At 55.1% G+C, this 25,130-nt stretch carries 25 protein-coding genes, 1 tRNA gene and 1 pseudogene; 13 read left to right on the forward strand and 14 right to left on the reverse strand.

The window, feature by feature from the left end; translation table 11 throughout:
• Nucleotides 1–6: 6 nt before the first annotated feature.
• From frdC to AC1M2H_RS24945, 3 genes and pseudogenes are all read left to right on the forward strand, one after another.
• On the forward strand, nucleotides 7–402 hold the full coding sequence (gene frdC / locus AC1M2H_RS24935) for a fumarate reductase subunit FrdC (protein WP_480149484.1): 396 nt from the start codon (nucleotides 7–9) through the stop codon (nucleotides 400–402).
• A gap of 10 nt (nucleotides 403–412) precedes the next feature.
• The gene (frdD, locus tag AC1M2H_RS24940) at nucleotides 413–772 is read left to right on the forward strand and encodes a fumarate reductase subunit FrdD (protein ID WP_480149485.1); all 360 of its coding nucleotides are present in this window, start codon (nucleotides 413–415) and stop codon (nucleotides 770–772) included.
• A 111-nt stretch (nucleotides 773–883) separates the two neighbouring features.
• Nucleotides 884–1,120 (forward strand): annotated as a pseudogene (locus tag AC1M2H_RS24945) (lipocalin family protein); the annotation flags it as partial.
• An 8-nt stretch (nucleotides 1,121–1,128) separates the two neighbouring features.
• Here the strand turns inward: AC1M2H_RS24945 and AC1M2H_RS24950 are convergent.
• From AC1M2H_RS24950 to efp, 4 genes are all read right to left on the reverse strand, one after another.
• A protein-coding gene (locus AC1M2H_RS24950; protein WP_480151852.1) for an IS3 family transposase occupies nucleotides 1,129–2,315 on the reverse strand; the annotation gives its coding sequence in 2 pieces (ribosomal slippage) (nucleotides 1,129–2,039 and nucleotides 2,039–2,315; 1,188 coding nt in all).
• Between the two features lie 94 nt (nucleotides 2,316–2,409).
• Nucleotides 2,410–2,556, reverse strand: a complete 147-nt coding sequence (gene ecnB / locus AC1M2H_RS24955; RefSeq protein WP_004097935.1) for a lipoprotein toxin entericidin B — start codon at nucleotides 2,554–2,556, stop codon at nucleotides 2,410–2,412.
• Between the two features lie 153 nt (nucleotides 2,557–2,709).
• Entirely contained in the window at nucleotides 2,710–2,841 is a 132-nt protein-coding gene (locus tag AC1M2H_RS24960; RefSeq protein ID WP_095104444.1) for an entericidin A/B family lipoprotein, read from the reverse strand.
• 79 nt (nucleotides 2,842–2,920) lie between these two features.
• Nucleotides 2,921–3,487 (reverse strand): elongation factor P, encoded by a 567-nt coding sequence (gene efp / locus AC1M2H_RS24965; protein ID WP_434637193.1) that lies wholly within the window; start codon nucleotides 3,485–3,487, stop codon nucleotides 2,921–2,923.
• Nucleotides 3,488–3,527: 40 nt separating this feature from the next.
• Between efp and epmB the strand changes: the two genes are divergently transcribed.
• Nucleotides 3,528–4,556: an EF-P beta-lysylation protein EpmB gene (gene epmB, locus AC1M2H_RS24970; RefSeq protein WP_480149487.1), complete on the forward strand. Its 1,029-nt coding sequence runs from the start codon at nucleotides 3,528–3,530 to the stop codon at nucleotides 4,554–4,556.
• 40 nt (nucleotides 4,557–4,596) lie between these two features.
• On the opposite strand, the gene AC1M2H_RS24975 is transcribed toward epmB, so the two are convergent.
• From AC1M2H_RS24975 to AC1M2H_RS24995, 5 genes are all read right to left on the reverse strand, one after another.
• Nucleotides 4,597–4,950 (reverse strand): DUF4156 domain-containing protein, encoded by a 354-nt coding sequence (locus AC1M2H_RS24975; protein ID WP_004856962.1) that lies wholly within the window; start codon nucleotides 4,948–4,950, stop codon nucleotides 4,597–4,599.
• A 299-nt stretch (nucleotides 4,951–5,249) separates the two neighbouring features.
• On the reverse strand, nucleotides 5,250–5,561 hold the full coding sequence (locus AC1M2H_RS24980) for a hypothetical protein (protein ID WP_480149488.1): 312 nt from the start codon (nucleotides 5,559–5,561) through the stop codon (nucleotides 5,250–5,252).
• 105 nt (nucleotides 5,562–5,666) lie between these two features.
• Nucleotides 5,667–7,322: a group II intron reverse transcriptase/maturase gene (gene ltrA, locus AC1M2H_RS24985; protein WP_480149489.1), complete on the reverse strand. Its 1,656-nt coding sequence runs from the start codon at nucleotides 7,320–7,322 to the stop codon at nucleotides 5,667–5,669.
• Between the two features lie 1,112 nt (nucleotides 7,323–8,434).
• A complete protein-coding gene (gene groL, locus AC1M2H_RS24990) occupies nucleotides 8,435–10,081 on the reverse strand; it encodes a chaperonin GroEL (protein WP_480149490.1) in 1,647 nt (548 codons plus the stop codon).
• A gap of 44 nt (nucleotides 10,082–10,125) precedes the next feature.
• Nucleotides 10,126–10,419: a co-chaperone GroES gene (locus tag AC1M2H_RS24995; RefSeq protein ID WP_003855929.1), complete on the reverse strand. Its 294-nt coding sequence runs from the start codon at nucleotides 10,417–10,419 to the stop codon at nucleotides 10,126–10,128.
• Between the two features lie 232 nt (nucleotides 10,420–10,651).
• On the opposite strand from AC1M2H_RS24995, the gene yjeH reads away from it, so the two are divergent.
• Nucleotides 10,652–11,914 (forward strand): L-methionine/branched-chain amino acid transporter, encoded by a 1,263-nt coding sequence (gene yjeH, locus AC1M2H_RS25000; RefSeq protein WP_480149491.1) that lies wholly within the window; start codon nucleotides 10,652–10,654, stop codon nucleotides 11,912–11,914.
• Between the two features lie 70 nt (nucleotides 11,915–11,984).
• On the opposite strand, the gene AC1M2H_RS25005 is transcribed toward yjeH, so the two are convergent.
• Nucleotides 11,985–12,455 (reverse strand): FxsA family protein, encoded by a 471-nt coding sequence (locus AC1M2H_RS25005; protein ID WP_480149492.1) that lies wholly within the window; start codon nucleotides 12,453–12,455, stop codon nucleotides 11,985–11,987.
• A gap of 339 nt (nucleotides 12,456–12,794) precedes the next feature.
• Here AC1M2H_RS25005 and aspA point away from each other — a divergent pair, with 339 nt between their 5' ends.
• The 7 genes from aspA to AC1M2H_RS25040 all read left to right on the forward strand — a co-directional run bounded on the left by aspA (nucleotide 12,795) and on the right by AC1M2H_RS25040 (nucleotide 20,804).
• A complete protein-coding gene (aspA, locus tag AC1M2H_RS25010) occupies nucleotides 12,795–14,231 on the forward strand; it encodes an aspartate ammonia-lyase (RefSeq protein WP_480149493.1) in 1,437 nt (478 codons plus the stop codon).
• A gap of 116 nt (nucleotides 14,232–14,347) precedes the next feature.
• On the forward strand, nucleotides 14,348–15,649 hold the full coding sequence (locus tag AC1M2H_RS25015) for an anaerobic C4-dicarboxylate transporter (RefSeq protein ID WP_480149494.1): 1,302 nt from the start codon (nucleotides 14,348–14,350) through the stop codon (nucleotides 15,647–15,649).
• 95 nt (nucleotides 15,650–15,744) lie between these two features.
• Nucleotides 15,745–16,068: a divalent cation tolerance protein CutA gene (gene cutA / locus AC1M2H_RS25020; protein ID WP_480149495.1), complete on the forward strand. Its 324-nt coding sequence runs from the start codon at nucleotides 15,745–15,747 to the stop codon at nucleotides 16,066–16,068.
• Nucleotides 16,044–17,846 (forward strand): protein-disulfide reductase DsbD, encoded by a 1,803-nt coding sequence (locus AC1M2H_RS25025; protein WP_480149496.1) that lies wholly within the window; start codon nucleotides 16,044–16,046, stop codon nucleotides 17,844–17,846. Before cutA ends, AC1M2H_RS25025 begins: the two co-directional genes overlap by 25 nt.
• A gap of 35 nt (nucleotides 17,847–17,881) precedes the next feature.
• Nucleotides 17,882–18,457, forward strand: a complete 576-nt coding sequence (locus AC1M2H_RS25030; RefSeq protein WP_480149497.1) for a transcriptional regulator — start codon at nucleotides 17,882–17,884, stop codon at nucleotides 18,455–18,457.
• A gap of 68 nt (nucleotides 18,458–18,525) precedes the next feature.
• Nucleotides 18,526–20,613, forward strand: a complete 2,088-nt coding sequence (locus tag AC1M2H_RS25035) for a DUF1176 domain-containing protein (RefSeq protein ID WP_480149498.1) — start codon at nucleotides 18,526–18,528, stop codon at nucleotides 20,611–20,613.
• A gap of 115 nt (nucleotides 20,614–20,728) precedes the next feature.
• A tRNA-Phe gene (locus tag AC1M2H_RS25040) sits at nucleotides 20,729–20,804 on the forward strand.
• A 192-nt stretch (nucleotides 20,805–20,996) separates the two neighbouring features.
• On the opposite strand, the gene AC1M2H_RS25045 is transcribed toward AC1M2H_RS25040, so the two are convergent.
• From AC1M2H_RS25045 to tnpA, 4 genes are all read right to left on the reverse strand, one after another.
• A complete protein-coding gene (locus AC1M2H_RS25045; RefSeq protein ID WP_480149499.1) occupies nucleotides 20,997–21,989 on the reverse strand; it encodes a tyrosine-type recombinase/integrase in 993 nt (330 codons plus the stop codon).
• Between the two features lie 121 nt (nucleotides 21,990–22,110).
• Complete coding sequence (gene tnpC, locus AC1M2H_RS25050) at nucleotides 22,111–23,703, reverse strand: IS66 family transposase (protein WP_480149500.1); 1,593 nt, start codon at nucleotides 23,701–23,703, stop codon at nucleotides 22,111–22,113.
• Nucleotides 23,704–23,733: 30 nt separating this feature from the next.
• A complete protein-coding gene (gene tnpB, locus AC1M2H_RS25055; protein WP_191939720.1) occupies nucleotides 23,734–24,084 on the reverse strand; it encodes an IS66 family insertion sequence element accessory protein TnpB in 351 nt (116 codons plus the stop codon).
• Nucleotides 24,081–24,494: an IS66-like element accessory protein TnpA gene (tnpA, locus tag AC1M2H_RS25060; protein WP_480148419.1), complete on the reverse strand. Its 414-nt coding sequence runs from the start codon at nucleotides 24,492–24,494 to the stop codon at nucleotides 24,081–24,083. The genes tnpB and tnpA overlap by 4 nt, the downstream gene beginning before the upstream one ends.
• 232 nt (nucleotides 24,495–24,726) lie before the next feature.
• On the opposite strand from tnpA, the gene AC1M2H_RS25065 reads away from it, so the two are divergent.
• On the forward strand, nucleotides 24,727–25,104 hold the full coding sequence (locus AC1M2H_RS25065) for a hypothetical protein (RefSeq protein ID WP_480149501.1): 378 nt from the start codon (nucleotides 24,727–24,729) through the stop codon (nucleotides 25,102–25,104).
• Nucleotides 25,105–25,130 lie beyond the last annotated feature (26 nt).

The raw sequence follows: 25,130 nt of genomic DNA on the forward strand, positions 1-25,130 counted from the left end.
TGCATTATGACCACTAAACGCAAGCCCTACGTGCGGCCGATGACGTCCACCTGGTGGAAGAAGCTGCCGTTTTATCGCTTCTACATGCTGCGTGAAGGAACGGCTGTACCGGCCGTCTGGTTCAGCATCATCCTGATTTACGGGCTGTTTGCTCTGAAACACGGGGCGGAAAGCTGGGTAGGATACGTTGGCTTCCTGCAAAATCCGGTGGTGGTGATCCTGAATCTGATCGCCCTGGGCGCCGCGCTGCTGCATAGCAAAACCTGGTTTGAACTGGCGCCGAAAGCCGCCAATATCATTGTCAAAGGCGAGAAAATGGGGCCAGAGCCGGTTATTAAAGGGCTGTGGGCGGTGACTGCGGTAGCAACGGCGGCGATCCTGTGTATCGCCCTGTTCTGGTAAGGAGGCTGGAATGATCAATTCTAACCCAAAACGTTCCGATGAACCGGTATTCTGGGGGCTGTTTGGCGCCGGTGGTATGTGGAGCGCCATTATTGCGCCGGTAATGATCCTGCTGGTCGGTATTCTGCTGCCGCTGGGCCTGGCGCCCGCTGACGCCTTCAGCTACGAGCGCGTGCTCGGCTTTGCCCAGAGCTTTATTGGCCGGGCATTTCTCTTCCTGATGATCGTCCTGCCGCTGTGGTGCGGGCTCCACCGCATTCATCACGCCATGCACGACCTGAAAATTCACGTCCCTAACGGGAAGTGGGTCTTCTACGGCCTGGCCGCGATTCTGAGCGCGGTCACGCTGGTCGGCGTATTGTTTATCTAAACGTCCCGATGCCCGGTAGCGGAGTGTTACCGGGCTCTCTTTTGCAGAATATTTCCCCGTTTTTTCCCCGCCAGAATCTACACTTAGCAAAAAATCAGTAAGGAAAATAGTATGCGTCTGCTGCCAATGATTGCCGCTGTTGCCGTCTCATTTCTGGTTGTTGCCTGTAGCACTCCGACGCCTCCGCAGGGCGTAACGGTGGTCAGCCCGTTTGTTACCCAGCGCTATCTCGGCACCTGGTATGAAATCGCCCGTTTCGACCATAGCTTTGAGCACGGTCTGGAGAAGGTCACAGCAACCTACAGCCTGCGCGACGACGGCGGGCTGAACGTCGTCAACAAAGGCTATTGATCTGGTCAAGTTAAACAGGACACTTTTTTCTCAGCCATCTGTTCATATCGCACTGGCGATAAATACCCATTCGAAGCATGGTTTCTGTCAAGATTGTAATAACGCATATAGTCTGCAACATCACGTTTCATACCTGCCCGCGTCTGCTGCGGGATCAACAGCACCCATTCATGTTTCAAACTGCCCCAAAAACGCTCCATTACCGCGTTATCCCAGCAGGCGCCAACATCTCCCATGCTGCTTCTGAGTCCGTAACTGGTTAACTGCGTTTGGAAGCGCTTGCTGGTATACTGCGCTCCACGATCGGTATGGACGACCAGCCCTGTCGGTGGATTGCGCAGGTTGTAAGCCTGCATGAGAGCCCGGCAAACCAGCGACGATGTCATTCTCTTGTCAATGTGCCAACCGACGATCCGGCGGGAATATAAATCCATGATCGCAGCCAGGTACAACCAGCCTTCACCCGTTTTCAGATACGTAATATCACTCACCCATATCTGGTCCGGTCCGGGAGGATTGAAGTTCTGATTCAACAGATTTGGTGCAAAATCAGCCCCTTTCTTCGGTTTCGTTGTGACCTTCCAGGCACGGCGTTGCCGGCAGAGAAGTCCCTCTTCGCTCATGATTTTTCTAACGCGCCAACGACTTATGGTGACGCCTTCTTCACGGAGCTTTTTAACCAGCGTTCGGCTCCCGGCACTTTCCCGACTGGCAGAGAATAACGCCTTGAGCATCACCCTGACTGCGGTATCTTTCGACGGGCAGGCTATCGGCTTTTTTCGCCAGGCATACCATGCGGACGGGCTAATGCGCATCACGCGACAAAGCGTCCGTAGCCTGTAATTACCTGCGTTATCGAGGATAAACTGGTATCTCACGACATGTGCTTCGCAAAGAAGGCGCTCGCCTTTTTTAATATTTCCTTCTCAATGCGTAACTCTTTGTTTTCTAGACGTAGCCTTCGGAGTTCAGCTTGTTCATCTTCACTAAGCGGACTTTCATGGCGCTGGCGCGCGGCGGCGACCCAACTGCGCAATGTTTTGGCGCTGATCCCCAAAGAAGTTGCGGCACGCGCAATGGAGTAATTTTGCGTCAGCACCAGGGCCACCGTTTCCTTCTTAAATTCTGGCGTAAACTTTCGCTTCTGATTCACTAAACACCTCCATTTTGGATGTAAGTTTAGTGTCCTGATTATTCGACCACAGCAGAGTGAAAAGGCGCGGATATTATAAACAACGGCGCAGGTGATGGGAAGAACGGTACGGCCAGCGACCGTACCGTCAGGTCTATTGCTGGGCTTTCGTCGCCGCGCCGGAAATGGCGCTGCCGCCTTCTGAAATATCCTGACCGACGCCGCGCGTTGTATTACATGCGGTCAGCACAGAGGAGAGAGCCAAAACCGTAAAGAACGCTGCAATCGCTTTTTTCACCATAATGTCATCCTTATTTACCAGTTTTAGTTATCGTGCCCTATAAGCATAGACAAACTGACCCGATATGAAGGGATCTCAGCGTTTTTTAAGAGAAAAAGCGATGCGGTACGCCGGGAGGCGCGAATTCAGAAGAAGAGGAGAGAAAGTCGGTGCTTAGCTGGCGGCGTGAGAGATGGCGTGCCCCAGGCTGCGGATATCTTCACCAACGCCGTGGACCGTATGACAGCCGGCCAGCAGAGCGCCGCTGAGCAGCAGCAGTGCCATAAGCTTTAAGGTGTTGTTCATCGTCCTTGCCTGCTTATCGATAGCTTGCGCGCCATAGAGGGCGCAGCATCGCTGCTGCGCCAATCATCTGAGACGTGAATTACTTCACGCGGGATACGTATTCGCCAGAGCGGGTATCCACTTTAATCACTTCGCCAATCTGCACAAACAGCGGAACTTTAACCACTGCGCCAGTGGTCAGGGTCGCCGGTTTACCGCCGGTACCCGCGGTGTCGCCTTTCAGACCCGGATCGGTTTCAACGATTTCCAGCTCAACGAAGTTCGGCGGGGTTACGGAGATAGGCTGACCGTTCCACAGGGTCACGATGCACTCAGCCTGATCCAGCAGCCATTTCGCGTTATCGCCAACGGCTTTCGCATCGGCAGCCAGCTGCTCGAAGGTGGAGTTGTTCATGAAGTGGTAGAACTCACCGTCGTTGTACAGGTAAGTCAGGTTCATATCGACAACGTCTGCGCCTTCAGCGGAGTCGGTAGACTTGAAGGTTTTTTCTACGCGGGTGCCGGTCAGCAGGCGACGCAGCTTAACGCGGGCGAAAGCCTGACCTTTTCCTGGTTTTACGAATTCACTCGCTTCAACGGCATAAGGTTCGCCGTCCATCATGATTTTAAGACCGGCACGAAAATCGTTGCTATAGTAAGTCGCCATAAGGCCCTCTGAAATTGTTAATTGGTAGCTAAGCCACAAAATGGCGCATATTGTAACCCTAAATACCCCATCCAGAGAAGATTGGTTAACGCAACTTGCCGATGTTGTGACCAGTCCTGATGAACTGCTGCATCTTTTAAATGTAGACGCTGATGCAAACCTATTGGCGGGGCGCGATGCGAAGCGCCTCTTTGCGCTGCGCGTTCCCCGGGCCTTCATCGCCCGTATGGAGCGAGGAAACCCCAACGATCCTCTTTTGCGTCAAGTACTTACTTCGCAGGAAGAGTTCATCGCCGTCCCCGGTTTTTCCACCGACCCGCTGGAGGAACAGCACAGCGTGGTGCCCGGACTGCTGCACAAATACGCCAACCGCGCGCTGCTGCTGGTTAAAGGCGGCTGCGCGGTAAATTGTCGTTATTGCTTCCGCAGACACTTCCCGTACGCCGATAACCAGGGCAATAAGCGCAACTGGCAGGCCGCGATGGACTATATTTCCGCCCATCCGCAGCTCGATGAGATTATTTTTTCCGGCGGCGATCCGCTGATGGCGAAAGATCATGAGCTCGACTGGCTGCTCACCGAGCTGGAGGCGATCCCGCACGTCAAACGCCTGCGCATTCACAGCCGGCTGCCGATCGTGATCCCGGCGCGCATTACCGAAGCACTGACGGCGCGTTTCGCCCGCTCCTCGCTGCAGATACTGCTGGTGAACCATATCAACCACGCCAATGAAATCGACGCCGAGTTTCGCGCGGCGATGGCGCGTTTACGCCAGGCTGGCGTTACGCTGCTCAATCAAAGCGTGCTGCTGCGGGGGGTCAACGATAGCGCGCAGACGCTGGCTAATCTGAGCAATGCGCTATTTGATGCGGGGGTGATGCCGTATTACCTGCACGTGCTGGATAAGGTCCAGGGCGCGGCCCACTTTATGGTCGAAGATGAAGAAGCCCGGGCCATCATGCGCGAGCTGCTGACGCTGGTATCCGGTTATATGGTACCGAGGCTGGCGCGAGAAATCGGCGGCGAGCCGAGCAAGACGCCGCTGGATTTGCAGCTACGACAGCGCTAGCGTTCTTTCCCCTCTCCCCAGTGGAGAGAGGGGAAAGCGATCAGTTCGGGCACTTATAGACCTGACCGTTCATTTCGCTATCGGTCGGCACAAAGCTCGACAGCAGGTTCTGCGTCGGGCTGCTGACGCCGTAAATCACGTTGCCGCCCATCGCCGCGGCCTGGTTACGCAGCGCGTTGGCCGCACCGCGCATGGAGCCGCCCTCGTCGCCGTTCTGCCCGGAGAGCCAGTTGCTCTGCTTACCGGTCGCGGTCCCCAACAGCTGGCAATCCGCCCCCGGCTTATCTTCAACAAAGCGTACGCTCTGCCCGCCTGAGCTCAGTTCGTTGCTGGAACTGCAACCCGCTAACAGTAGTGCTGCGCCGACAATCCCTGCTAAATATCTTACCTGCATGTTATTCCCCATGATCAATGAGCTGGACGCGCTGGCCCGGATGTACACCTTATACTAAAAAGCCGGAAAAAAGAAAAACCCCCGAGCATTTCTGCCCGAGGGTTTCTTTGTTTCTAAGCGGTAGAGCACATGATGTCGGGTAGCAGCAGCGCATTACTGCGCCGCCGCCCCCTAAGAACCGTACATGCAAGTTTCCCCGCATACGGCTCAAGCCTTTATAAACCCGCACTACTGTTTGGGCCGACAACATTTACCAAATTTAACACGCTTACTTATAACTAAGGCCATGAATTGCAATGTTAAGCCTGAAGGGCGCTCAACTCACGAGCCAGTTCTTCCTTGGCTTCGAAGGCTGACATTGCTTTCCATTTCCAGTAGCCACCTCTATCGATTGACGTAACCTGCTGATTTTTAATGCAATCATAGAAATAGAACACATCATTGATCAGAGCATTGGTATCCAGACGCGGAACCAACTTAAATTCCCGATTAATGTCTTCTACCACATATGAAACATCAATTGCTCCAGCCTGCTGTTCCAATGCGATACAGTAGTTTGCGATATGCATTTTGGCCAAATTAAGACGCTGGCCTTCAATTTTTCCGAACATCCTGACCCCTTGTACGCAGTTTGCCTAGTTGGCAAGAGACTACATGGGGGCAAAAACTGAGCAATCAAGGTACTGCTTAAAAATTTGAAGCTCAGTACAGACATTCTAAAAAGAATTGTTATGCACCAACCGATGGCAGTTAGGGTGCAACATCATTAAATTATCGATTTCGTCACCACCACCGTCTACCCGTCTGACAATGTGATGGACATCCCAGTCATCATTGTCTCTGAATATCTGGTGGCAGATCGGACACCGATGGCCTTGTCGCTCCCAAATTAATCTCAGTTTTCCTCGCTGCATTTTACCTTCTTTCCAGCGCTTAACCTGCCGCTGTTCAAAGTACAACTCGTCAACCGGATCGTATGGATTAGCCTCAGACCTGATTTTAATGTGACGTTTTATCGGGATATCTTTGCAGGAAACGAGCCTTTTCAGACCGTTATCCGCATCGATACTCTGGAATACCCAGTTTTCGCTACCTACAGAGTGAAAATACTTCCGTTTCACCCAGTACTTGTTGCGATTACCGTGCCGACGGCATGACCAGCGCCAGAGCAACTTCCAGACGCGATAGTCGATATAGCTAAACGTCTCTTTGGCGACAATATGACGATGATAATTTGCCCAACCCCGCAGTACCGGATTAAGTTGCCTTATCAGGTCACCCTGTTTTGACGCCGCATTTCGTTTCACTATTTGCCGGATTTTCTGAAGATGACTACGCAGTCCCTTGGCAGCGGGCTTTATCAGCATTTTGCCGCAGTACTTGCGCACGTTCTGCCCCAGAAAATCAAACCCTTCGGAAATATGCGTTATCACCGTTTTTTCGGGTGATAATTGCAGCCCCCGTTCCGCCATAAAGGCTTCAACGAGGGGTTTGGCTTCATCTTCCAGCAACTCTTTAGAGATCCCCGTAATGATAAAATCATCTGCGTAACGCACATAATTGACCTTGGTTTTGTAACTGGCTTTGGTGTTTTTCTTCCCAAAATGGGTTTCTAACACCGCTTCCAGCCCATCCAGTGCCATATTCGCCAGTACAGGGGAAATAATGCCCCCCTGTGGTGTACCAGCCTCCGTCGGGTATAACCGACCGGATTCCATGAATCCCGCTTTAAGCCATTTCCCGAGCACCTGTTTGTCCAACGGAATGTTGGCAAGTAACCAGTCATGGCTGATATTGTCAAAACACCCTTTTATATCGCCTTCCAGTACCCATTCAGCAGAGCTTTTACGACTGAGATTAACAAAACACTGCTCAATCGCATCTGCCGCTGAACGTGCCGGACGGAATCCATAGCTGTTGCGATCGGCCGTTGTTTCCGAGACGGGGTCAAGTGCCAGCAGGTATAACGCCTGCATCGCTCTGTCTTTCATCGTCGGTATACCCAGAGGACGGCGTTTGCCGTTGCTCTTGGGAATGTAAACACGCCTTAACGGAGACGGTTTGTAACCCGTCCGTTTTAGCTGACCTATCGCCTGCCACTTACTTCCGGGAGTGTTCCACAACTGGCGATCCACTCCGGCTGTCTTTTTGCCTCGATTTTCGGTAACTCGCCTGACAGCCAGTGCTTTGGCTGCAAACGAGCGCGTCAGCATCCTTTGCAGGGCTTTCACCCTACGCCAGCGCTTCTGCTCCGTTGCCTTTGCGATTCGTATCTGTAGCCCTCTGACCTGACGGTGTACCTGACGCCAGTTAATCTGGTGCCAATTTTCCGCCCTGCCGGAAAGCGCAGGTACTTTTATTAACGTACTCAACTTGCTACCCTCCTCAGTGCTTTGGTTAGAAAGCCCCGAGCGAATAGCAGACGGACAACCCCCTTACGGGAGTTATCTTATGCTCCCGCAAGGGTCTGGTTAGGGTGGGTATGAACCACCTTAGCCAGCTTTCTGCCACGTTAGATTGCTTTACAGTACTGCACACAATTAAAGACCAGTCGGAAGTCTGCCCCGTTTCCGGTGGAGGAACCTTTAACCCCCTATCCATTCCATTACAGAATGGCATTCGCTTTCTCCAACCACCTCTACCCGCACCCTCAACAGCTTGTCTTGCGACTCACCTGCCACATTGTGGCGAAGATACGGGCTTACCGAGTTCCGTACTCATGACACGAATCACTTAGGTTCTGCCTATACACCGAAGGTCTGTTGGTAACGTATTCCCAGATGTAAAAGGAATAACCGACCTTGTACCTTTTGGTCACAGCATATCAGTAGCTTTTGCTGCTTGCGGCTGACGGTGCTTACGGACAGTTCACTTAACGTTAACCCTATGATCCAGCCTAGCCTCTCATTTGCCTGCTACTGGCAAAATCCACTGCTTATCTCACGATAAAACAGCACCCAAACATCGGGGAGTACATTGTCAGAGCGCTCTCACACCTCACCATTACTGGCGACGCGCTGCTCCTAGGCTACTGCTAGTTACATAACAGGTCTGGCTCTGTATCAAACAGCAATACAGTCAGACAATCATGCGTACGGCTTCACACCGGTAGGTGCCAGCGTACATAACATTAATAAAGACGATGTTTTCCCCGCTACATCACAAGTTAAAACAGCAACTTGCTTCAGCGTGAATCTATTGAGACGTTACAATAGTTATAAAAGTTAATATATTTGATAAATTTCAAATAGTTATAACAGTTAATACATTTGTAAGTTTTAAGGGACTCTGACTTTAAAGCCATATCCGGAAGTTAGGGCTTCGCTAAGCGAAGCGCCGATGTTCCGGAGGCATTTAAAGTCCGGAACATCGGACATTTATTACATTTATGCTACTTAATGCGGGATATAGTGAACACAACAGAAGTTAGTGTTCACTATCGACGTAGCCCGCTAGGCTAGCTACCTACGCGACTCTCGTCGCACTACATCATGCCGCCCATACCACCCATGCCGCCCATGCCGCCAGCAGCACCTAAATCAGGCGCATCGCTTTTCGGCAGGTCGGTCACCATGCACTCGGTGGTGATCATCAGACCGGCAACAGAAGCCGCGTACTGCAGCGCAGAACGGGTCACTTTAGTTGGGTCGAGGATACCGAAGTCGATCATGTTGCCGTATTCTTCGGTCGCCGCGTTGTAACCGTAGTTACCTTCGCCCGCTTTCACGTTGTTAGCCACCACAGACGGCTCTTCGCCGGCGTTGGAAACGATCTGACGCAGCGGCGCTTCCATTGCGCGCAGCGCAACTTTGATACCGACGTTCTGATCTTCGTTCTGCGCAGTCAGGCCAACCAGTTTAGCCGCAACGCGCACCAGCGCGACGCCACCACCGGCAACCACGCCTTCTTCTACCGCAGCACGGGTCGCGTGCAGGGCATCGTCAACGCGCGCTTTCTTCTCTTTCATTTCAACTTCGGTCGCTGCACCGACTTTGATAACCGCAACGCCGCCTGCCAGTTTAGCAACGCGTTCCTGCAGTTTTTCACGGTCGTAGTCAGAAGTCGCTTCTTCGATCTGCTTACGGATCTGAGTCACGCGGCCCTGGATAGCGCCTTCTTCACCCACGCCATCGATGATGGTGGTGGTGTCTTTGTTGATAACAACGCGTTTTGCCTGACCCAGGTCTTCCAGAGTCGCTTTTTCCAGCTCCATACCGATCTCTTCAGAGATAACGGTGCCGCCGGTTAGGGTTGCGATGTCCTGCAGCATAGCTTTACGACGGTCACCGAAGCCCGGTGCTTTAACCGCAGCCACTTTAACGATGCCGCGCATGGTGTTAACCACCAGAGTCGCCAGCGCTTCGCCTTCAACGTCTTCAGCGATGATAACCAGCGGCTTGCCGGCTTTCGCTACCGCTTCCAGAACCGGCAGCATTTCGCGGATGTTGGAAACTTTTTTGTCAGCCAGCAGGATGAACGGGCTTTCCAGCTCAACGGCACCGGTTTCCGGCTTGTTGATGAAGTACGGGGAGAGGTAACCGCGGTCGAACTGCATACCTTCAACCACGTCCAGTTCGTCTTCCAGACCGGTACCGTCTTCAACGGTGATCACGCCTTCTTTACCGACTTTATCCATCGCTTCAGCGATCAGTTTACCTACGGTTTCGTCGGAGTTAGCGGAGATGGTACCAACCTGAGCAATCGCTTTAGAGTCGGAGCACGGTACGGACAGGGATTTCAGTTCTTCAACGGCGGCAACGACGGCTTTGTCGATACCACGTTTCAGATCCATCGGGTTCATGCCCGCAGCAACGGCTTTCAGGCCTTCAGCGATGATCGCCTGAGCCAGTACGGTTGCGGTGGTGGTACCGTCGCCCGCAGCGTCGTTCGCTTTAGAGGCAACTTCTTTCACCATCTGCGCGCCCATGTTCTCGAACTTGTCTTCCAGCTCGATTTCACGCGCTACGGAAACGCCGTCTTTAGTGATGGTCGGTGCGCCGAAGGATTTGTCCAGAACAACGTTACGGCCTTTCGGGCCCAGAGTCACTTTAACTGCATCTGCCAGTACGTTTACGCCGCGCAGCATTTTCACACGAGCGTCGTTACCGAATTTTACGTCTTTAGCTGCCATTTTTGTCTTTCCCTTAAATTCGTATGTTCAGTGTCGTTCGCAGATTAGGCTTCAACAATCGCCAGGATGTCGCTTTCGGACATGATCAACACTTCTTCATTGTCGATCTTTTCAGATTTCACGCCGTAGCCGTCGTTGAAAATGACGATATCGCCAACTTTCACGTCCAGCGGCTGCACGGTTCCGTTTTCCAGGATGCGGCCCTTACCGACAGCGATGATTTCGCCACGAGTTGATTTGGCTGCCGCAGAACCGGTCAGAACAATGCCGCCAGCAGATTTGGTTTCAACTTCTTTACGTTTGACGATCACACGATCATGTAACGGACGAATACTCATTGATAGCTCTCCTTTGAGAAAGTCATTATCAGTTATGGATGACACCGGCCCGTATACGGTTTTCCGGCTAGTGACCTGAGAGATGGGGATGGACTTTTACCGCTTCAAGGGGCGAATTGAAAAAAAATTTTTCGCGTGTCCGGGCGGCACACATTCACGGCGCGTCGGTCAGTCGTCATAAGCAAAAACGATTGTGATACCATTCGGGTTTTGCCGGCGACAGGGTTGCATCATGAGTGGTTTGAAACAGGAGTTAGGGCTGGCTCAGGGAGTGGGTCTACTCTCCACATCATTACTGGGTACCGGCGTCTTCGCCGTTCCCGCACTGGCCGCGCTGGTTGCGGGTGATAACAGCCTGTGGGCGTGGCCGGCGCTGATCCTGCTGGTCTTCCCGGTAGCCATCGTCTTTGCCGTACTCGGCCGCCACTACCCCAGCGCCGGCGGCGTGGCGCATTTCGTCAGCATGGCGTTCGGCCCCCGCATGGAGCGCGTCACCGGCTGGCTATTTTTATCGGTCATCCCGGTCGGATTACCCGCCGCTTTGCATATCGCCACCGGCTTTAGCCAGGCGCTGTTTGGCTGGCACGACGGCCAGCTGCTGTGCGCTGAACTGGGGACGCTGGCCATTATCTGGTGGGTGGGTTCGCGCGGAGCCAGCTCCAGCGCCAACCTGCAAACGCTGGTAGCGATACTGATTGTGGCCCTGATTGTCGCGATCTGGTGGCGCGGCGGTATCGATCCGGCGCAAATCCCCTTCCCGGCGCCGCAGGATATCGACCGGCCGCAGCTTTTTGCCGCGCTGTCGGTCATGTTCTGGTGCTTCGTCGGCCTTGAAGCCTTCGCCCACCTGGCTTCCGAATTTAAATCCCCGGAGCGCGATTTTCCGCGCGCGCTGATGATTGGCCTGCTGCTGGCCGGTACGGTCTACTGGGCCTGTACCGTGCTGGTGCTACATTTTCACGCCTACGGCAAGGAGATGGCCGCCGCCGCATCGCTGCCGGATATCGTGGTGCGTCTCTTCGGCGTACAGGCACTGTGGATCGCCTGCGTTGTTGGCTACCTCGCCTGCTTCGCCAGCCTCAATATCTATATTCAGAGCTTCGCCCGCCTGGTCTGGTCGCAGGCGCAGTACAGGCCGCAGAGCCGCCTCGCCCGCCTGTCGGCCCGGCAAATCCCGCGCAACGCGCTCAATGCGGTGCTGGCCTGCTGCGTCGTCAGCACGCTGTGCATCTACTGGCTCAATATCAACCTCGACGCGCTGATCGTCTACGCCAACGGCATTTTTATTATGATTTACCTGCTGTGTATGCTGGCGGGCTGCCGTCTGCTGCAGGGACGCTATCGGGTGCTGGCGATCATCGGTAGCGTGCTGTGCCTGCTGCTGCTGGCGATGGTCGGCTGGAAAAGCCTGTACGCGCTGACGGTGCTGGCGGCGCTGTGGCTGCTGTTACCCCGGCGCCGGCCGCTGAGCGAAACCCCAGGCGCTCGCCAATAAAAAAGCCGGATCGCGCTGCGCGTATCCGGCCTGTCACTCCACGCGCCCGGCGGCTGCGGGGCTGGCTGGATTAGCGATCGTCTTTGTGGTCCAGACGGTCGCGCTCATCATCTTTACGCTGATACTCACCATCAAAGGTATCGCCGCCCCCGGTTCCGGCGCTGAACCCGCCGCCCGGCATCCGGCTAAAGCGCAGATGCGGCATCAGCTTCAGAGTCAGGTGTTTTTGCACCGGCGGCAGCAGCAGAAGCAGGCCGAGGAAGTCGGTAAAGAAGCCCGGAATCAGCAGCAGCAGGCCGGCAATAATCAGCGATACGCTTTTGATCATTTCCGCCGCCGGGCTTTCGCCGGCCGCCATTTTTTGCTGCATCAGCATCAGGTTTTTGAAACCCTGGTTGCGCACCAGCGACATCCCGACCACCGAACTAAAGATCACTAAAATCAGCGTCAGCAGCACGCCCAGGACATGGGAAACCTGGATAAAGATCGAGATTTCAATGTAAACGTATAAAAAAAAGGCCAAAAACGGAATCCAACGCACCGGCGTCTCCTTCATTGGCGGGCGCCGCTATCGGCACCCGCAGCTTTAAGATGTGCTATTCGCATCCCATCAATATTGGGCTAACGCGACACATTTCAATCAGCGGAAACGCTTATTTTTTTCAAGAACTGCAAAGCGGTGACTCATTTCACAGATTAATAATTCTTATAGACCCCACTACATAATAAGTGATCAAGATTACTGATATTCGCTATCATCAGCATATGATCGTGGGCACCAGGCCGATTAAGGAAATAATCTTCGGCGAGAAAATGCGCTAAACCCTATAAATTCTGCGTATTTGGTGAATTCATTGGCAGCTTGAAAAAGAAGGTTCACATGTTAAACAACATTCGTATCGAAGAAGATCTGTTGGGTACCAGGGAAGTTCCAGCTGACGCCTACTACGGCGTTCATACTCTGAGAGCGATTGAAAACTTCTACATCAGCAATAGCAAAATCAGCGATATTCCCGAGTTTGTACGCGGCATGGTGATGGTGAAAAAGGCCGCTGCCATGGCCAACAAAGAGCTACAAACCATTCCTAAAGGCGTCGCGAATACCATTATTGCCGCCTGTGATGAAGTGCTGAATAACGGCAAGTGCATGGATCAGTTCCCGGTTGATGTGTTCCAGGGCGGCGCGGGGACTTCCGTCAACATGAACACCAACGAGGTGCTGGCGAACATCGGCCTTGAGCTGATGGGCCACCAGAAAGGCGAATACCAGTACCTGAACCCCAACGACCACGTTAACAAATGCCAGTCCACTAACGATGCCTACCCGACCGGTTTCCGCATCGCGGTTTATGCCTCCCTGCTGAAATTAACCGATGCCATTCACCAGCTCGGCGAGGGCTTCCAGAGTAAGGCCGTTGAGTTCCAGGACATCCTGAAAATGGGTCGTACCCAGCTGCAGGATGCGGTACCGATGACCCTCGGTCAGGAATTCCACGCCTTCAACGTTCTGCTGAATGAAGAAACAAAATGTATTCTGCGCACCGCAGAACTGCTGCTGGAGGTGAACCTCGGCGCCACCGCCATCGGTACGCGCCTGAATACCCCGGACGGCTATCAGCAGCTGGCGGTACAAAAACTTGCGGAAGTCAGCAACCTACCGGTTATTCCGGCGGAAGACCTGATTGAAGCCACCTCCGACTGCGGCGCCTACGTCATGGTGCATAGCTCGCTGAAACGTCTGGCGGTGAAGCTGTCTAAAATCTGTAACGACCTGCGCCTGCTCTCTTCTGGCCCGCGCGCTGGTCTGAACGAAATCAACCTGCCGGAGCTGCAGGCGGGTTCATCCATCATGCCGGCCAAGGTTAACCCGGTGGTGCCGGAAGTCGTCAACCAGGTGTGCTTCAAGGTGATCGGCAACGACACCACGGTCACGATGGCCTCCGAAGCCGGCCAGCTGCAGCTGAACGTGATGGAGCCGGTTATCGGCCAGGCGCTGTTCGAGTCCATTCATATCCTGACCAACGCCTGCTATAACCTGCTGGAGAAATGCGTAAACGGCATTACCGCCAACAAAGCGGTGTGCGAAAGCTACGTTTACAACTCCATCGGCATCGTCACCTACCTCAACCCGTTTATCGGCCACCACAATGGCGATATCGTCGGCAAGATTTGCGCCGAAACCGGCAAGAGCGTGCGGGAAGTGGTGCTGGAACGCGGTTTACTCACCGAAGCGGAGCTGGACGATATTTTCTCTCCGCAAAACCTGATGCACCCGGCCTATAAAGCAAAGCGTTTTACCGATGAAAGCGAACAGTAAGCTTTCAGGTTAAACTAGCCAAAGGCATGTCAGCAATGACATGCCTTTTTGCTTTTCTGGGTTTACGAAATGACAACAATTCAATATCAACTTGTTAAAAAACAAGGAAGGAACATATGTTTGGTGCAGAACTTGTTATTGTCCTGCTGGCTATCTACCTGGGAGCCAGGCTGGGTGGCATCGGTATCGGATTCGCCGGAGGTCTGGGCGTCCTCGTCCTGACCTTAATATTTCAAATTAAACCCGGCGCGATCCCCTTCGACGTCATTGAGATCATCATGGCGGTCATCGCCGCGATTGCCGCCATGCAGGTTGCCGGCGGTATGGACTACCTGGTCAGCCTTGCAGAGCGCCTGCTGCGCCGTCATCCGAAGTACATCACCTTCCTCGCCCCGCTGGTCACCTGGTTTATGACGGTCCTCGCCGGCACCGGCCATACCGCCTTCTCGACCCTGCCAGTGATCACCGAAGTCGCAAAGGAACAAGGCATTCGCCCCTCCCGCCCGCTGTCGATTGCCGTGGTGGCTTCGCAGATTGCGATTACCGCCTCGCCAATTTCCGCCGCGGTGGTGTTTTTCGCCGGCATTCTGGAGCCGCTGGGCGTCAGCTACCTGACGCTGCTGGCAATCTGTATTCCGGTGACGCTGATCGCCGTGATGATTACCGCCGTGGTGTGTAACTTCCTCGGCTGCGAGCTGAAGGATGACCCGATTTACCAGGCGCGCCTGGCGAAAGGGGAAGTCAAACTGCGCGGAAGCCAGGTGTTCCAGCTGAAGCCGCACGCCAAACGCTCCGTGCTGCTGTTCCTGATCGGCATCGTCGCGGTCATGTTCTACGCCACCGCCATCAGCGATACCGTCGGGCTAATCCAGAACCCGGTGCTGCCGCGCAACGAAGCGATCGTAGTCTTCATGCTGACCATCGCCACGCTGATTAGCATCACCTGTAAGATCGATACCAGCGAAGTGCTGAACGCCAGCACCTTTAAATCCGGTATGAGCGCCTGCGTCTGCGTGCTGGGCGTCGCCTGGCTGGGCGATACCTTCGTGAAGGCGCACATCTCTGATATCCAGGCCGTGGCGGGCGATCTGCTGCACAACTACCCGTGGCTGCTGGCGGTGGTGCTGTTCTTCGCCGCGACCCTGCTCTACTCCCAGGCCGCCACCACCAAAGCGCTGATGCCCGCGGCGCTGCTGCTCGGCGTGAGCCCGCTGACCGCTATTGCCTCTTTTGCCGCGGTCTCCGCGCTGTTCGTCCTGCCGACCTACCCGACGCTGCTGGCGGCGGTCGAAATGGACGATACCGGCTCGACCCGCATCGGCAAGTACGTCTTCAACCACGCCTTCCTGATCCCCGGGGTGATCGCCATTACCCTGTGCGTCATTTTGGGGTTCGTCATCGGCGGCATCGTGCTGTAAATGTGCTTAAATTCGGGCCACATCGTGGCCCGTTTGATTAATCCCCCCGCAGCTTGCGTGCTATAGTGCCTCTTTTCGCTGATACGAGGTTCACGATGACTACGCCTGATGCCGTTGTTGTACTCTGTACCGCGCCGGATGAAGCGACCGCCCAGGATTTAGCGGCCAAAGCGCTGGCAGAAAAACTGGCCGCCTGCGCCACTCTTCTGCCGGGCGCGACCTCCCTCTACTACTGGGAAGGCAAGCTCGAGCAGGAGTATGAAGTGCAGATGCTGCTCAAAACCGACCGCGCCCATCAGCAGGCGCTGCTTGACTGCCTTAAGTCCCATCACCCGTATCAAACCCCCGAACTACTGGTTTTGCCCGTCACTCACGGAGACACTGATTACCTCTCATGGCTCAACGCATCGTTACGCTGATTCTGCTGCTTTGCAGTACATCCGCCTTTGCCGGGCTCTTTGATACGCCCGGCCGCTCAAATTTTGTGCCTGCTGACCAGGCTTTTGCCTTTGATTTTCAGCAGAGCCAGCACGAGATAAACCTGACCTGGCAAATCAAGGAGGGTTACTATCTCTACCGCAAGCAGATCAAGCTCAGCGCCGCTGACGCCGCGTTTCTTGAGCCGTCGCTGCCGTCCGGCGAGTGGCACGACGATGAGTTTTACGGCAAAAGTGAGATTTATCGCCAGCGTCTGAGCGTACCGGTTACGCTTACCCAGGCAGCCAAAGGGGCCACGCTGACCGTGACCTGGCAGGGCTGCGCCGACGCCGGCTTCTGCTATCCGCCGGAAAGCAAAGTGGTGCCGCTCAGCGCGGCGCTGGCGCTCTCCAGCGATGGCCAGCCTCCCGCTCGCCCGGCCCTTCCTGGCGTCGGCGAGCCGAAGCTTAACCCGCCGCTTCCGGTCGAGCCGCGTCCGGCGCTCGCGGAGCAGCCGCCGGTGGCAACCGCCGCGCCGGACCGGTCCGTCACCGCGAGCGATAGCGATCAGCTTCCGTTTTCCGCGCCCTGGGCGCTATTGATTGGTATCGGGATCGCGTTTACGCCCTGCGTATTGCCGATGTATCCGCTGATCTCTGGTATCGTGCTCGGTGGCGAACGCCGGCTTTCCACCGCTCGCGCGCTGCTGCTGGCGGTTATCTATGTTCAGGGGATGGCGCTAACCTACACCGCGCTGGGCATGGTGGTCGCCGCGGCGGGCCTGCAGTTCCAGGCGGCGCTGCAGCATCCGTACGTGCTGATCGGCCTGTCGGCGGTCTTTATTCTGCTGGCGCTGTCGATGTTTGGCCTGTTTACCCTGCAGCTGCCGTCATCCCTGCAGACGCGCCTGACGCTGATGAGCAACGCCCGGCAGGGCGGATCGGCCGGCGGCGTGTTTGCTATGGGCGCCATCGCCGGGCTGATCTGCTCGCCCTGCACGACGGCGCCGCTGAGCGCGATTCTGCTGTACATCGCGCAAAGCGGTAACCTGTGGCTGGGCGGCGGCACGCTGTATCTCTACGCGCTGGGCATGGGGCTGCCGCTGATTCTGGTCACCGTGTTTGGCAACCGCCTGCTGCCGAAAAGCGGCCCGTGGATGGCCCATGTGAAAACCGCGTTCGGTTTTGTCATCCTGGCGCTGCCGGTGTTTTTACTGGAGCGCATTGTCGGTGAGGTCTGGGGTCTGCGCCTGTGGTCGCTGCTGGCGGTGGCCTTCTTTAGCTGGGCCTTTATCACCTCCCTTGGCGCTACGCGCCCGTGGCAGCGCATCGTGCAGATCGTGCTGCTGGCCGCCGCGCTGGTGAGCGTTCGTCCGCTGCAGGACTGGGCGTTCGGCGCGCCGACGGCGCAGCAGCAGGCGCACCTGGCGTTTACCCGCGTCGGCACCGTCGATGAGCTCGACCGGGCGCTGGCGCAGGCTAAAGGCCAGCCGGTCATGCTAGATTTGTACGCTGACTGGTGCGTGGCCTGTAAAGAGTTCGAAAAATACACCTTTAGCACACCGGAAGTGCAACAGGCCCTGAAAGATACCGTTCTGTTGCAGGTAGACGTCACGAAGAACAGCCCGCAGGACGTCGCCCTGCTCAAGCATCTGCGGGTGCTCGGCCTGCCGACGATTCTGTTCTTTAATGCGCAGGGAGAGGAGCAGCCCGCGCAGCGCGTAACCGGCTTTATGGATGCCGCGGCATTCAGCGCCCATTTGCGCGATCGGCAACCGTGAACGACACTTTAGGAGGTAAAATGGAGGAGAAAACCGTGCAACGTGAAGATGTTCTGGGTGAAGCCATACAAATTCTTGAAACCGAAGGTATCGCCAACACCACGCTGGAGATGGTCGCCGAGCGCGTTGCTTATCCGATCGATGACCTCAAGCGCTTCTGGCCAGACCGCGAAGCGCTACTGTATGACGCCCTCCGCTATCTCAGCCATCAGGTTGATACATGGCGTCGCCAGCTGCTGCTGGACGAGACGCTAACGGCGGAGCAGAAGCTGCTGGCGCGCTATGCGGCGCTGACCCGATGCGTGAGCAATCACCGCTATCCCGGCTGCCTGTTTATTGCCGCCTGTACCTTCTATCCGGATGCCCAGCATCCGATTCATCAGCTGGCTGAACAGCAGAAGCAGGCTTCGCTCGCCTATACGCACGAGCTGCTGACCCAGCTGGAAGTGGATGACCCGGCGATGGTCGCCAAACAGATGGAGCTTATCATCGAAGGCTGCCTGAGCCGCCTGCTGGTGAAGCGCAGCCAGGCCGACGTCGACACCGCCCGGCGCCTGGCGGAAGACATCCTGCGTTTTGCCCAGTGTCGAATGGGCGGCGCGTTAACCTGATTCCGATATCTTAACCCCTCCTTCGCGCATATAATTTCCCTCTCACCGATATGCTGACAGGGTTTTATATGCGTTCTCTCCTTTGGGCTGCCATCATCGGGCTATATCCGATCTCGCTGCTGGCGGCTCCCGTACAGGGTTTTTCTTTCGCGTATAAAGACTGGGAGGTCGCCTGCGATAATACCGGCACCTGCCGGGCCGCGGGCTACGGCGTCAACGTCGGCGAAGTCAGCGTCCTGCTGACCCGCAGCGCCGGCCCCGATCAGCGGGTGAGCGGCCAGGTGACCTTTGCCCAGACCGATCGCGATATTCCTCCTGACGCCACCGTGCGCCTGCTGATCGACAATCAGGATCGCGGGACGCTGGATGCCAAAGACGACAGCCACTTCCGCTTCGACAGCACGCAAACGGCCGCGCTGATTCAGGCCCTGGAACATGACGGCCGCATTGAGATTTCGCTCAACGGGGAGCGCAAGCCGCTCTCAAGCGCGGGCAGCAGCGCGGTGTTTCTCAAGATCGACGAATTTCAGCAGCGCCTGGGTACCGCGGATGCGCTGCTGCGCAAAGGCGATGCCGACGATAGCAATACGCTGAGCGCGCTGCCCGCCCCGGAGATTATTGCCGCCCCTACGCTCGCCAACGCGCAGCCGGAACCGCTGACCGCTAAACAGCGTCAGCGCTTCCTCCCGGAGCTGGTCCCGCTGCTGAATAACCGCTGTGATGACTGGCAAAACAAAGATATTCCCGCGCAGGAGCGGCAAATCACCGCCACCGCGATCGATAAAAGCCATTTGCTTCTCCAGGCGCTGTGCTGGCGGGCCGCCTATAACGACGGTTACGCCATGTGGGTGGTGGATAGCGCCCCGCAGGCTAAACCTCAGCCGATCTCCACCGATGCCTCCAGCTATGCCGATGGCGTCATCGCATTTTTCAGCAAGGGCCGCGGTATTGCCGACTGCGTGAGCGGGGAGCAGCGGGTCTGGGACGGCAAAGCGTTTGTCCAGAGCCTGAAATATACCACCGGCATGTGCCGCGAAATTACCCCCGGCGGGACCTGGATGCTGCCGACCTTCGTCAGTCAGGTGCGTCCTAAGCAGCAGAAAGACGCCGATAATCTCGCGCTCAAGGCGCTGTATAGCGCAGTGCTGAAAGAGCAAAAGGCCAACCCGGAGCTGGATCTGGATAAAATCGCCGAGCAGTTCCCGCTCACCGGGCACGTCACCAACTTTACGCTGACCTACGCCGACGATACGTTGGTTTCAACAAGTAAGCCCTCTCGCGATATCAGCGACGACGAATGGCAGGCGTTTCTCCATTCAGATATCAGCGCGGATTCGGAAAACGGCAAGGTCAGCTTCACGCTTATCGATCTCGATAACGACGGCAGGCGCGACTTAATTATCGATAGCTACGTCGGCGGAACCGGCTTGTTCAGCTATACCGGGGTCTTAAAACGCGGTGATGACACCTTCGATAGCGTCAACGGCAGCGATAGCGATGACGACGATGATTTTGATGCCGGCGTGCCCGGCGCGCTGTACTCCCTCAACGGGCGCGGGGCCAACCAGTGGAGCCGGTGGGTCAGAATTAACGGTCAGGTGTATGCGCTTTGGTACAACGGCCAGTTCGGCGAGGATAATCTGTACCTGCTGCGTCCGTTCAGCCCGACGGACAGGACCCCCGCGGTGACGATTCGCTACCGCTACACGCTGAATACCATCAGCTCGCCGGAGAAAGACCAGCCGCTAACGCCGGCGCTGAATGCCAGGGATAAGGCGGATTTACTCAGGTCGCTGGAGGTCATGCAGGGCACATTGCTGAAGGACAAGCCGCAAACCGATAGCGACGCGCCGATTTGCCCCATTCCTCCCGGCACCTCGGCCGACGATGCGGATAACTACTACAGCGGTGTCCCCTCAAACTATATCTATGAAACGGTGGCCTATATTCCCGTCTGGCTGAACGATAAATGCTTTATCGGCACGATTTTTAGCCACCACGGAACCTACCGCCACGGCGTCGATGCGGAGATTACCATCAGCTCGCCGCGCGAAGATGAAGAGGTGATCGGCGACTATAGTCTCTCCGGTTTACGCCACGTTATCTCTGCGGTCAGCGGCTGGAAAATCCGGCAGGGCGACAACGGGATGATGTGAATAATGGCCAAAACGCGGCGTCTGATGCAAATCTGCCGCAAAGTTAAGCAATCGGCAGGAAATTCAAGAAATGTGGTTGACGCGCGAAGTGGATTACGGTTTAATGCGCCCCGTTGCCCGGATAGCTCAGTCGGTAGAGCAGGGGATTGAAAATCCCCGTGTCCTTGGTTCGATTCCGAGTCCGGGCACCACTAATTCTGCATCAATGCACACTGGTTAAAGGATGAGAACTTTAACGGGTGGTTAATACGGAATCGACTTGTCAAAGTGATAACAGAATAACTGTTTACTACCGCGACGTTGTAAGTTGAATTCCTCAAGAAGGATGCCTGTGTTGCTGCACAGGCGTCCTTTTCTCGATCACTGGTGATATTCACAGCAAATCATGCCTGTGTCAAGCTTTGTAAGCTTCTCGTAGCGGTGATATCCGTATGTAAAACAAGCTCCTGTTCTAGTGCTTTTCCTGCTACTTCCATATCCAATTCGATATACTCCATTGTGGTACTGACGTTACGGTGACCCAGCAAATCCTTCACCAGCTTTAGATTTCTGTCCGGGGATTTCATCAACTCCGTGGCAAGTGTGTGACGGAAACGATGTGAGGAAATATCGAAGCCACTCTCCCTGGACAACCGACGATAGAAGCTACGAAATGACTGCAGAACGTTTTTCTCGTCATAGATGTAATGGGTATTCCGTGGATTGGTGAACCGTTTGACATCAAAAAGCAGGTCATGCTGACCCGCACCTCGCTCGATTGCACGTATCATGAGCAGCTCTATTCGCTTCCTTAATTGACGAACCACCGGTACTTTCCACTCTCGATGTGTTTTGCTACCTTCCAGTCGAAGTTCGATCCAACCTTGCTCAATGTTCACATCTCTCAGGCGGATGTGGATCATCTGATTGTTACGCATACCGGTATATCGAAATGTGTCTAATACCGTCATCCAGAACCAGGTAGGATAGAGTGCGCACTTTCCCCCCTTCACTGGTTTTCTCTCCTTCTCCCGCTGTTCATACTGTTGCATCACGAGGTAAAGACGGGTCAATTGAGACTTCGTCAATATTCGTTTTTTCTTAGTGTCAGATCGAACTACCGTTCCATTAAAAGGGTTCTCACCGTGCTGAACCAACGCTTTTTTAATACCCAAATTAAATATTGCCCGCAGATGGGCAACCTTATTGTTCCAGGTATGTACCGAAAGGTTTTTCTCCTTTAACAGATGCCGACGCCAAAGCAACACATCCCTTTGCGTCACCATAGCGGGTGTTATAGCTCCACCAATAAAACGCGTAAATGTTAGTGCTACTTTCCTATAACTCCATTCCGTTGCTGCACGTAGTTGTTTGGTGAAAAAGTATTCCTCGAGCAAGAACTGATGTAGCCCCCTGAAACACCGGACAGTAGCTGTATCTCCAGATAAGAGATAGGCTTAAATATATGTCTAACAACCATGTTAATTTGTAAGCGTTCAGCGAGTGCCGTATTGACGGCTATTTATTGGTGAGATCCACGTTCCAGGGCAGAAGTTCAGCCACTTTGTTGCTGGGCCACTCCGGCAGAACGCTCAGGATATGGCGTAGGTAAGCCTCCGGGTCGATGCCATTCAGCCTGCACGTACCGATCAGACCGTACAGCAGGGCTCCACGCTCACCACCGTGATCGCTCCCGAAGAAGATATAATTTTTCTTGCCAAGGCAGACAGCTCGCAGCGCGCGTTCTGCCACGTTGTTATCAGGCTCTGCCAGGCCATCATCGCAGTAGTAGCACAGCGCATCCCACTGGTTCAGGGCATATGCGAACGCCTCCCCCAGCCGGGATTTTTTCGACAGCGTTGCGCTTTTCTCCTCCAACCACACATGCAGGGATGCCAGCAGCGGCTTACTCCGGGACTGCCTGGCTGCCAGCCGCTCAGTTGCCGGGAGGCCGCGTATTTCCTCTTCTACCGCGTACAGTTCACCGATACGTTTCAGGGCTTCCTCTGCTGTGACCGTCTGAGTACTTATATAGACGTCGTGGATTTTTCGGCGCGCGTGGGCCCAGCAGGCTGCTTCTGTTAGCGGGCCGCCGTCACGCTCTGCACTGAACAACCTGTCGTAACCAGCGAAGGCATCGGCCTGCAGAACGCTATGGTAATGGCGAAGATGTTGTTGAGGATGTTTCCCCTGCCGATCCGGCGAGAAGGCGAACCACGCTGCGGGCGGGTCTGACGACCCCGCGTTCCGGTCATTGCGAACGTACGTCCAGATGCGCCCGGTTTTCGTCTTCTTTCTGCCCGGTGCCAGTACCGGCACCGGAGTGTCATCCGTATGCAGTTTGCGGCAGTCCATCACGTAGCGGTAAAGAGCCTCATCCAGCGGGACCATCAACCGGCAACAGGCATCCACCCAGTTGGAGAGCAGAGCCCGGCTCAGATCCACGCCCTGACGGGCAAAGATTTCGCACTGGCGATATAGCGGCAGGTGTTCACAGTATTTGGCCGTTAACACCCGGGCCAGCAGACCCGGACCGGCGATACCCCGATCGATAGGGCGTGATGGCGCAGGCGCTTCAACGATGCAGTCGCATCGGGTGCAGGCCTTTTTCACCCTGACCGTGCGGATCACTTTCAGAGCGCTGGAGACCAGCTCCAGTTGCTCTGCGCTGACTTCTCTGAGGTATGCCATATCGCTGCCGCAGTCCGGACAGCAGGTTTCGGCGGGCTCCAGCCTGTTTATTTCGCGTGGAAGATGGTCAGGCAGAGGACGGCGATGGCGCGACTGTCGAAGCTGACGCGGAACCTGCTGATCGTTATCCCGGCCGTTGTAACGATCGCTTTGCTGCTCCTGCTGTTTCAGCAGGGCTTCGGCGTCTTCAACCTGTCGGCGAAGTTTTTCGGAGCGGGTACCGAACAGCATCCGCCGTAGTTTTTCTATCTGTGCCCGCAGATGCTCTATTTCGCGCTCTTCGTTCTCTATTTTCTCTTCTGCGCGGGCCAGCGCAGAACGCAGGAACGACTCAGTCTCTGCAACGAGGCTGAGCCGACTGTCTTTCTGGCGAAGCGCGTCTTCCAGCGCGGCGATACGGGCGATATAGTCCTGACTCATGACCTCATTTATAATGCGGTCATGCTCTTTTTACAACATTGTCAGTGAGTTAAGTCGGGCTGTTTTTGGCTGACGCCAGTCCAGCTTATCGAGGAGCATGGCGAGTTGTGAGCGGGTGATGGCGATTTTACCCTCGCGTACAGCAGGCCAGATGAACTGGCCTTCCTCCAGCCGTTTGGTAAACAGGCACAGACCGTCAGCATCAGCCCAGAGGATCTTCACGGTGTCACCTTTGCGGCCACGGAAGATAAACAGGTGCCCGGAGAACGGATTTTCATCAAGTGCATGCTGTACCAGCTCGCCCAGTCCATTGAACGATTTACGCATATCCGTGACGCCAGCAACCAGCCAGATACGGGTGCCTGACGGGAGGGATATCATTGGCTTCTCCCGGTCAGCTCGCGGAGCAGCACGGCCAGCAACTCCGGTGACGGGTTCTCAAGCGTCATTTTGCCGTGGCGGAACTCGACGCAACAGGAGGAGGCGTTCAGCGCTGAGAACTGAGCTGGCTCAGTGTTCATCCTGCCAGATGGAGTCGGATCAGGTACAACCTCAACAGGTAGTATCGTTGGTAGTGATGAAGTCACTACGGTAGCCGGAAGGCGGCGCGATATGCGGCCTTCATTCTGCCAGAGCCGCAGCCATTTGAAGATGACGTTATCATTAACGCCGTTTTCACGGGCAATCTGAGCAACGCAGGCGCCGGGACGGGAAGCCAGTTCAACCATACGGAGCTTGAAGTCATTCGAATAATTCTTGCGGGGTTCTTTTCGCCAGTATTGGGATTCCATACTTAGATGTCCGTCTGTAACAAGTGGGCGTCTAAGTTACCAGTACTGGTTTAATGGCTACATACGGCACTGGGTTTACGCTTACCGTACTGATGCTTATCGGCTATGTTTTGTCTGGGCGGAATCAGAAAAGCAATGGTGTGCATCAGCCACCCACGGAGTCAGGCAAATAGCCATTGGTTGTTATTTAAGCTATAGTGATAAAAAGGCTAAACAGGTGTATGGAGGCATTATGAGCCAAGCCAGAGATCAACAGGCCTACCAGCGAGGTATCTGGGCTGCCCGTAAGTGGAGTCGTCTGAAAAATGTGATTATGAGATGGGATCGGCTTTGCGTATCTAAGGTACGAGCGTACAGGCTTCCTGCCTGGATAGGCCATGTTCCGATTGTTATCGCTCTCATCGGTTCAGTCACAGCTATGCTTTTCGGGGGACTTATCGTTGCTGGCAGTATGCTTTTTATTTGGGCAATAGCGTTTATCCTACAGAATGCCGATTTCAGCAACATGCAATTGTCCGATAGTACAAATGATAGTGATGATGATGGCTATAGAGCCGGTCCTGAGGGATTTGGCAACTATGTTGGCGGGACGCGAATAGACAATAAATAGCAGGAAATAGCAGGCTTTCACCTGCT

The sequence above is a fragment of the Klebsiella sp. F11 genome (assembly GCF_056712265.1).

Coding starts and splice junctions, on each gene's coding strand:
- frdC (WP_480149484.1), top strand. CDS start 7: ATGACCACTAAACGCAAGCCCTACGTGCGGCCGATGACGTCCACCTGG.
- frdD (WP_480149485.1), top strand. CDS start 413: ATGATCAATTCTAACCCAAAACGTTCCGATGAACCGGTATTCTGGGGG.
- ecnB (WP_004097935.1), bottom strand. CDS start 2,556: ATGGTGAAAAAAGCGATTGCAGCGTTCTTTACGGTTTTGGCTCTCTCC.
- AC1M2H_RS24960 (WP_095104444.1), bottom strand. CDS start 2,841: ATGAACAACACCTTAAAGCTTATGGCACTGCTGCTGCTCAGCGGCGCT.
- efp (WP_434637193.1), bottom strand. CDS start 3,487: ATGGCGACTTACTATAGCAACGATTTTCGTGCCGGTCTTAAAATCATG.
- epmB (WP_480149487.1), top strand. CDS start 3,528: ATGGCGCATATTGTAACCCTAAATACCCCATCCAGAGAAGATTGGTTA.
- AC1M2H_RS24975 (WP_004856962.1), bottom strand. CDS start 4,950: ATGCAGGTAAGATATTTAGCAGGGATTGTCGGCGCAGCACTACTGTTA.
- AC1M2H_RS24980 (WP_480149488.1), bottom strand. CDS start 5,561: ATGTTCGGAAAAATTGAAGGCCAGCGTCTTAATTTGGCCAAAATGCAT.
- groL (WP_480149490.1), bottom strand. CDS start 10,081: ATGGCAGCTAAAGACGTAAAATTCGGTAACGACGCTCGTGTGAAAATG.
- AC1M2H_RS24995 (WP_003855929.1), bottom strand. CDS start 10,419: ATGAGTATTCGTCCGTTACATGATCGTGTGATCGTCAAACGTAAAGAA.
- yjeH (WP_480149491.1), top strand. CDS start 10,652: ATGAGTGGTTTGAAACAGGAGTTAGGGCTGGCTCAGGGAGTGGGTCTA.
- aspA (WP_480149493.1), top strand. CDS start 12,795: ATGTTAAACAACATTCGTATCGAAGAAGATCTGTTGGGTACCAGGGAA.
- AC1M2H_RS25015 (WP_480149494.1), top strand. CDS start 14,348: ATGTTTGGTGCAGAACTTGTTATTGTCCTGCTGGCTATCTACCTGGGA.
- cutA (WP_480149495.1), top strand. CDS start 15,745: ATGACTACGCCTGATGCCGTTGTTGTACTCTGTACCGCGCCGGATGAA.
- AC1M2H_RS25025 (WP_480149496.1), top strand. CDS start 16,044: ATGGCTCAACGCATCGTTACGCTGATTCTGCTGCTTTGCAGTACATCC.
- AC1M2H_RS25035 (WP_480149498.1), top strand. CDS start 18,526: ATGCGTTCTCTCCTTTGGGCTGCCATCATCGGGCTATATCCGATCTCG.
- tnpC (WP_480149500.1), bottom strand. CDS start 23,703: ATGAGTCAGGACTATATCGCCCGTATCGCCGCGCTGGAAGACGCGCTT.
- tnpB (WP_191939720.1), bottom strand. CDS start 24,084: ATGATATCCCTCCCGTCAGGCACCCGTATCTGGCTGGTTGCTGGCGTC.
- tnpA (WP_480148419.1), bottom strand. CDS start 24,494: ATGGAATCCCAATACTGGCGAAAAGAACCCCGCAAGAATTATTCGAAT.
- AC1M2H_RS25065 (WP_480149501.1), top strand. CDS start 24,727: ATGAGCCAAGCCAGAGATCAACAGGCCTACCAGCGAGGTATCTGGGCT.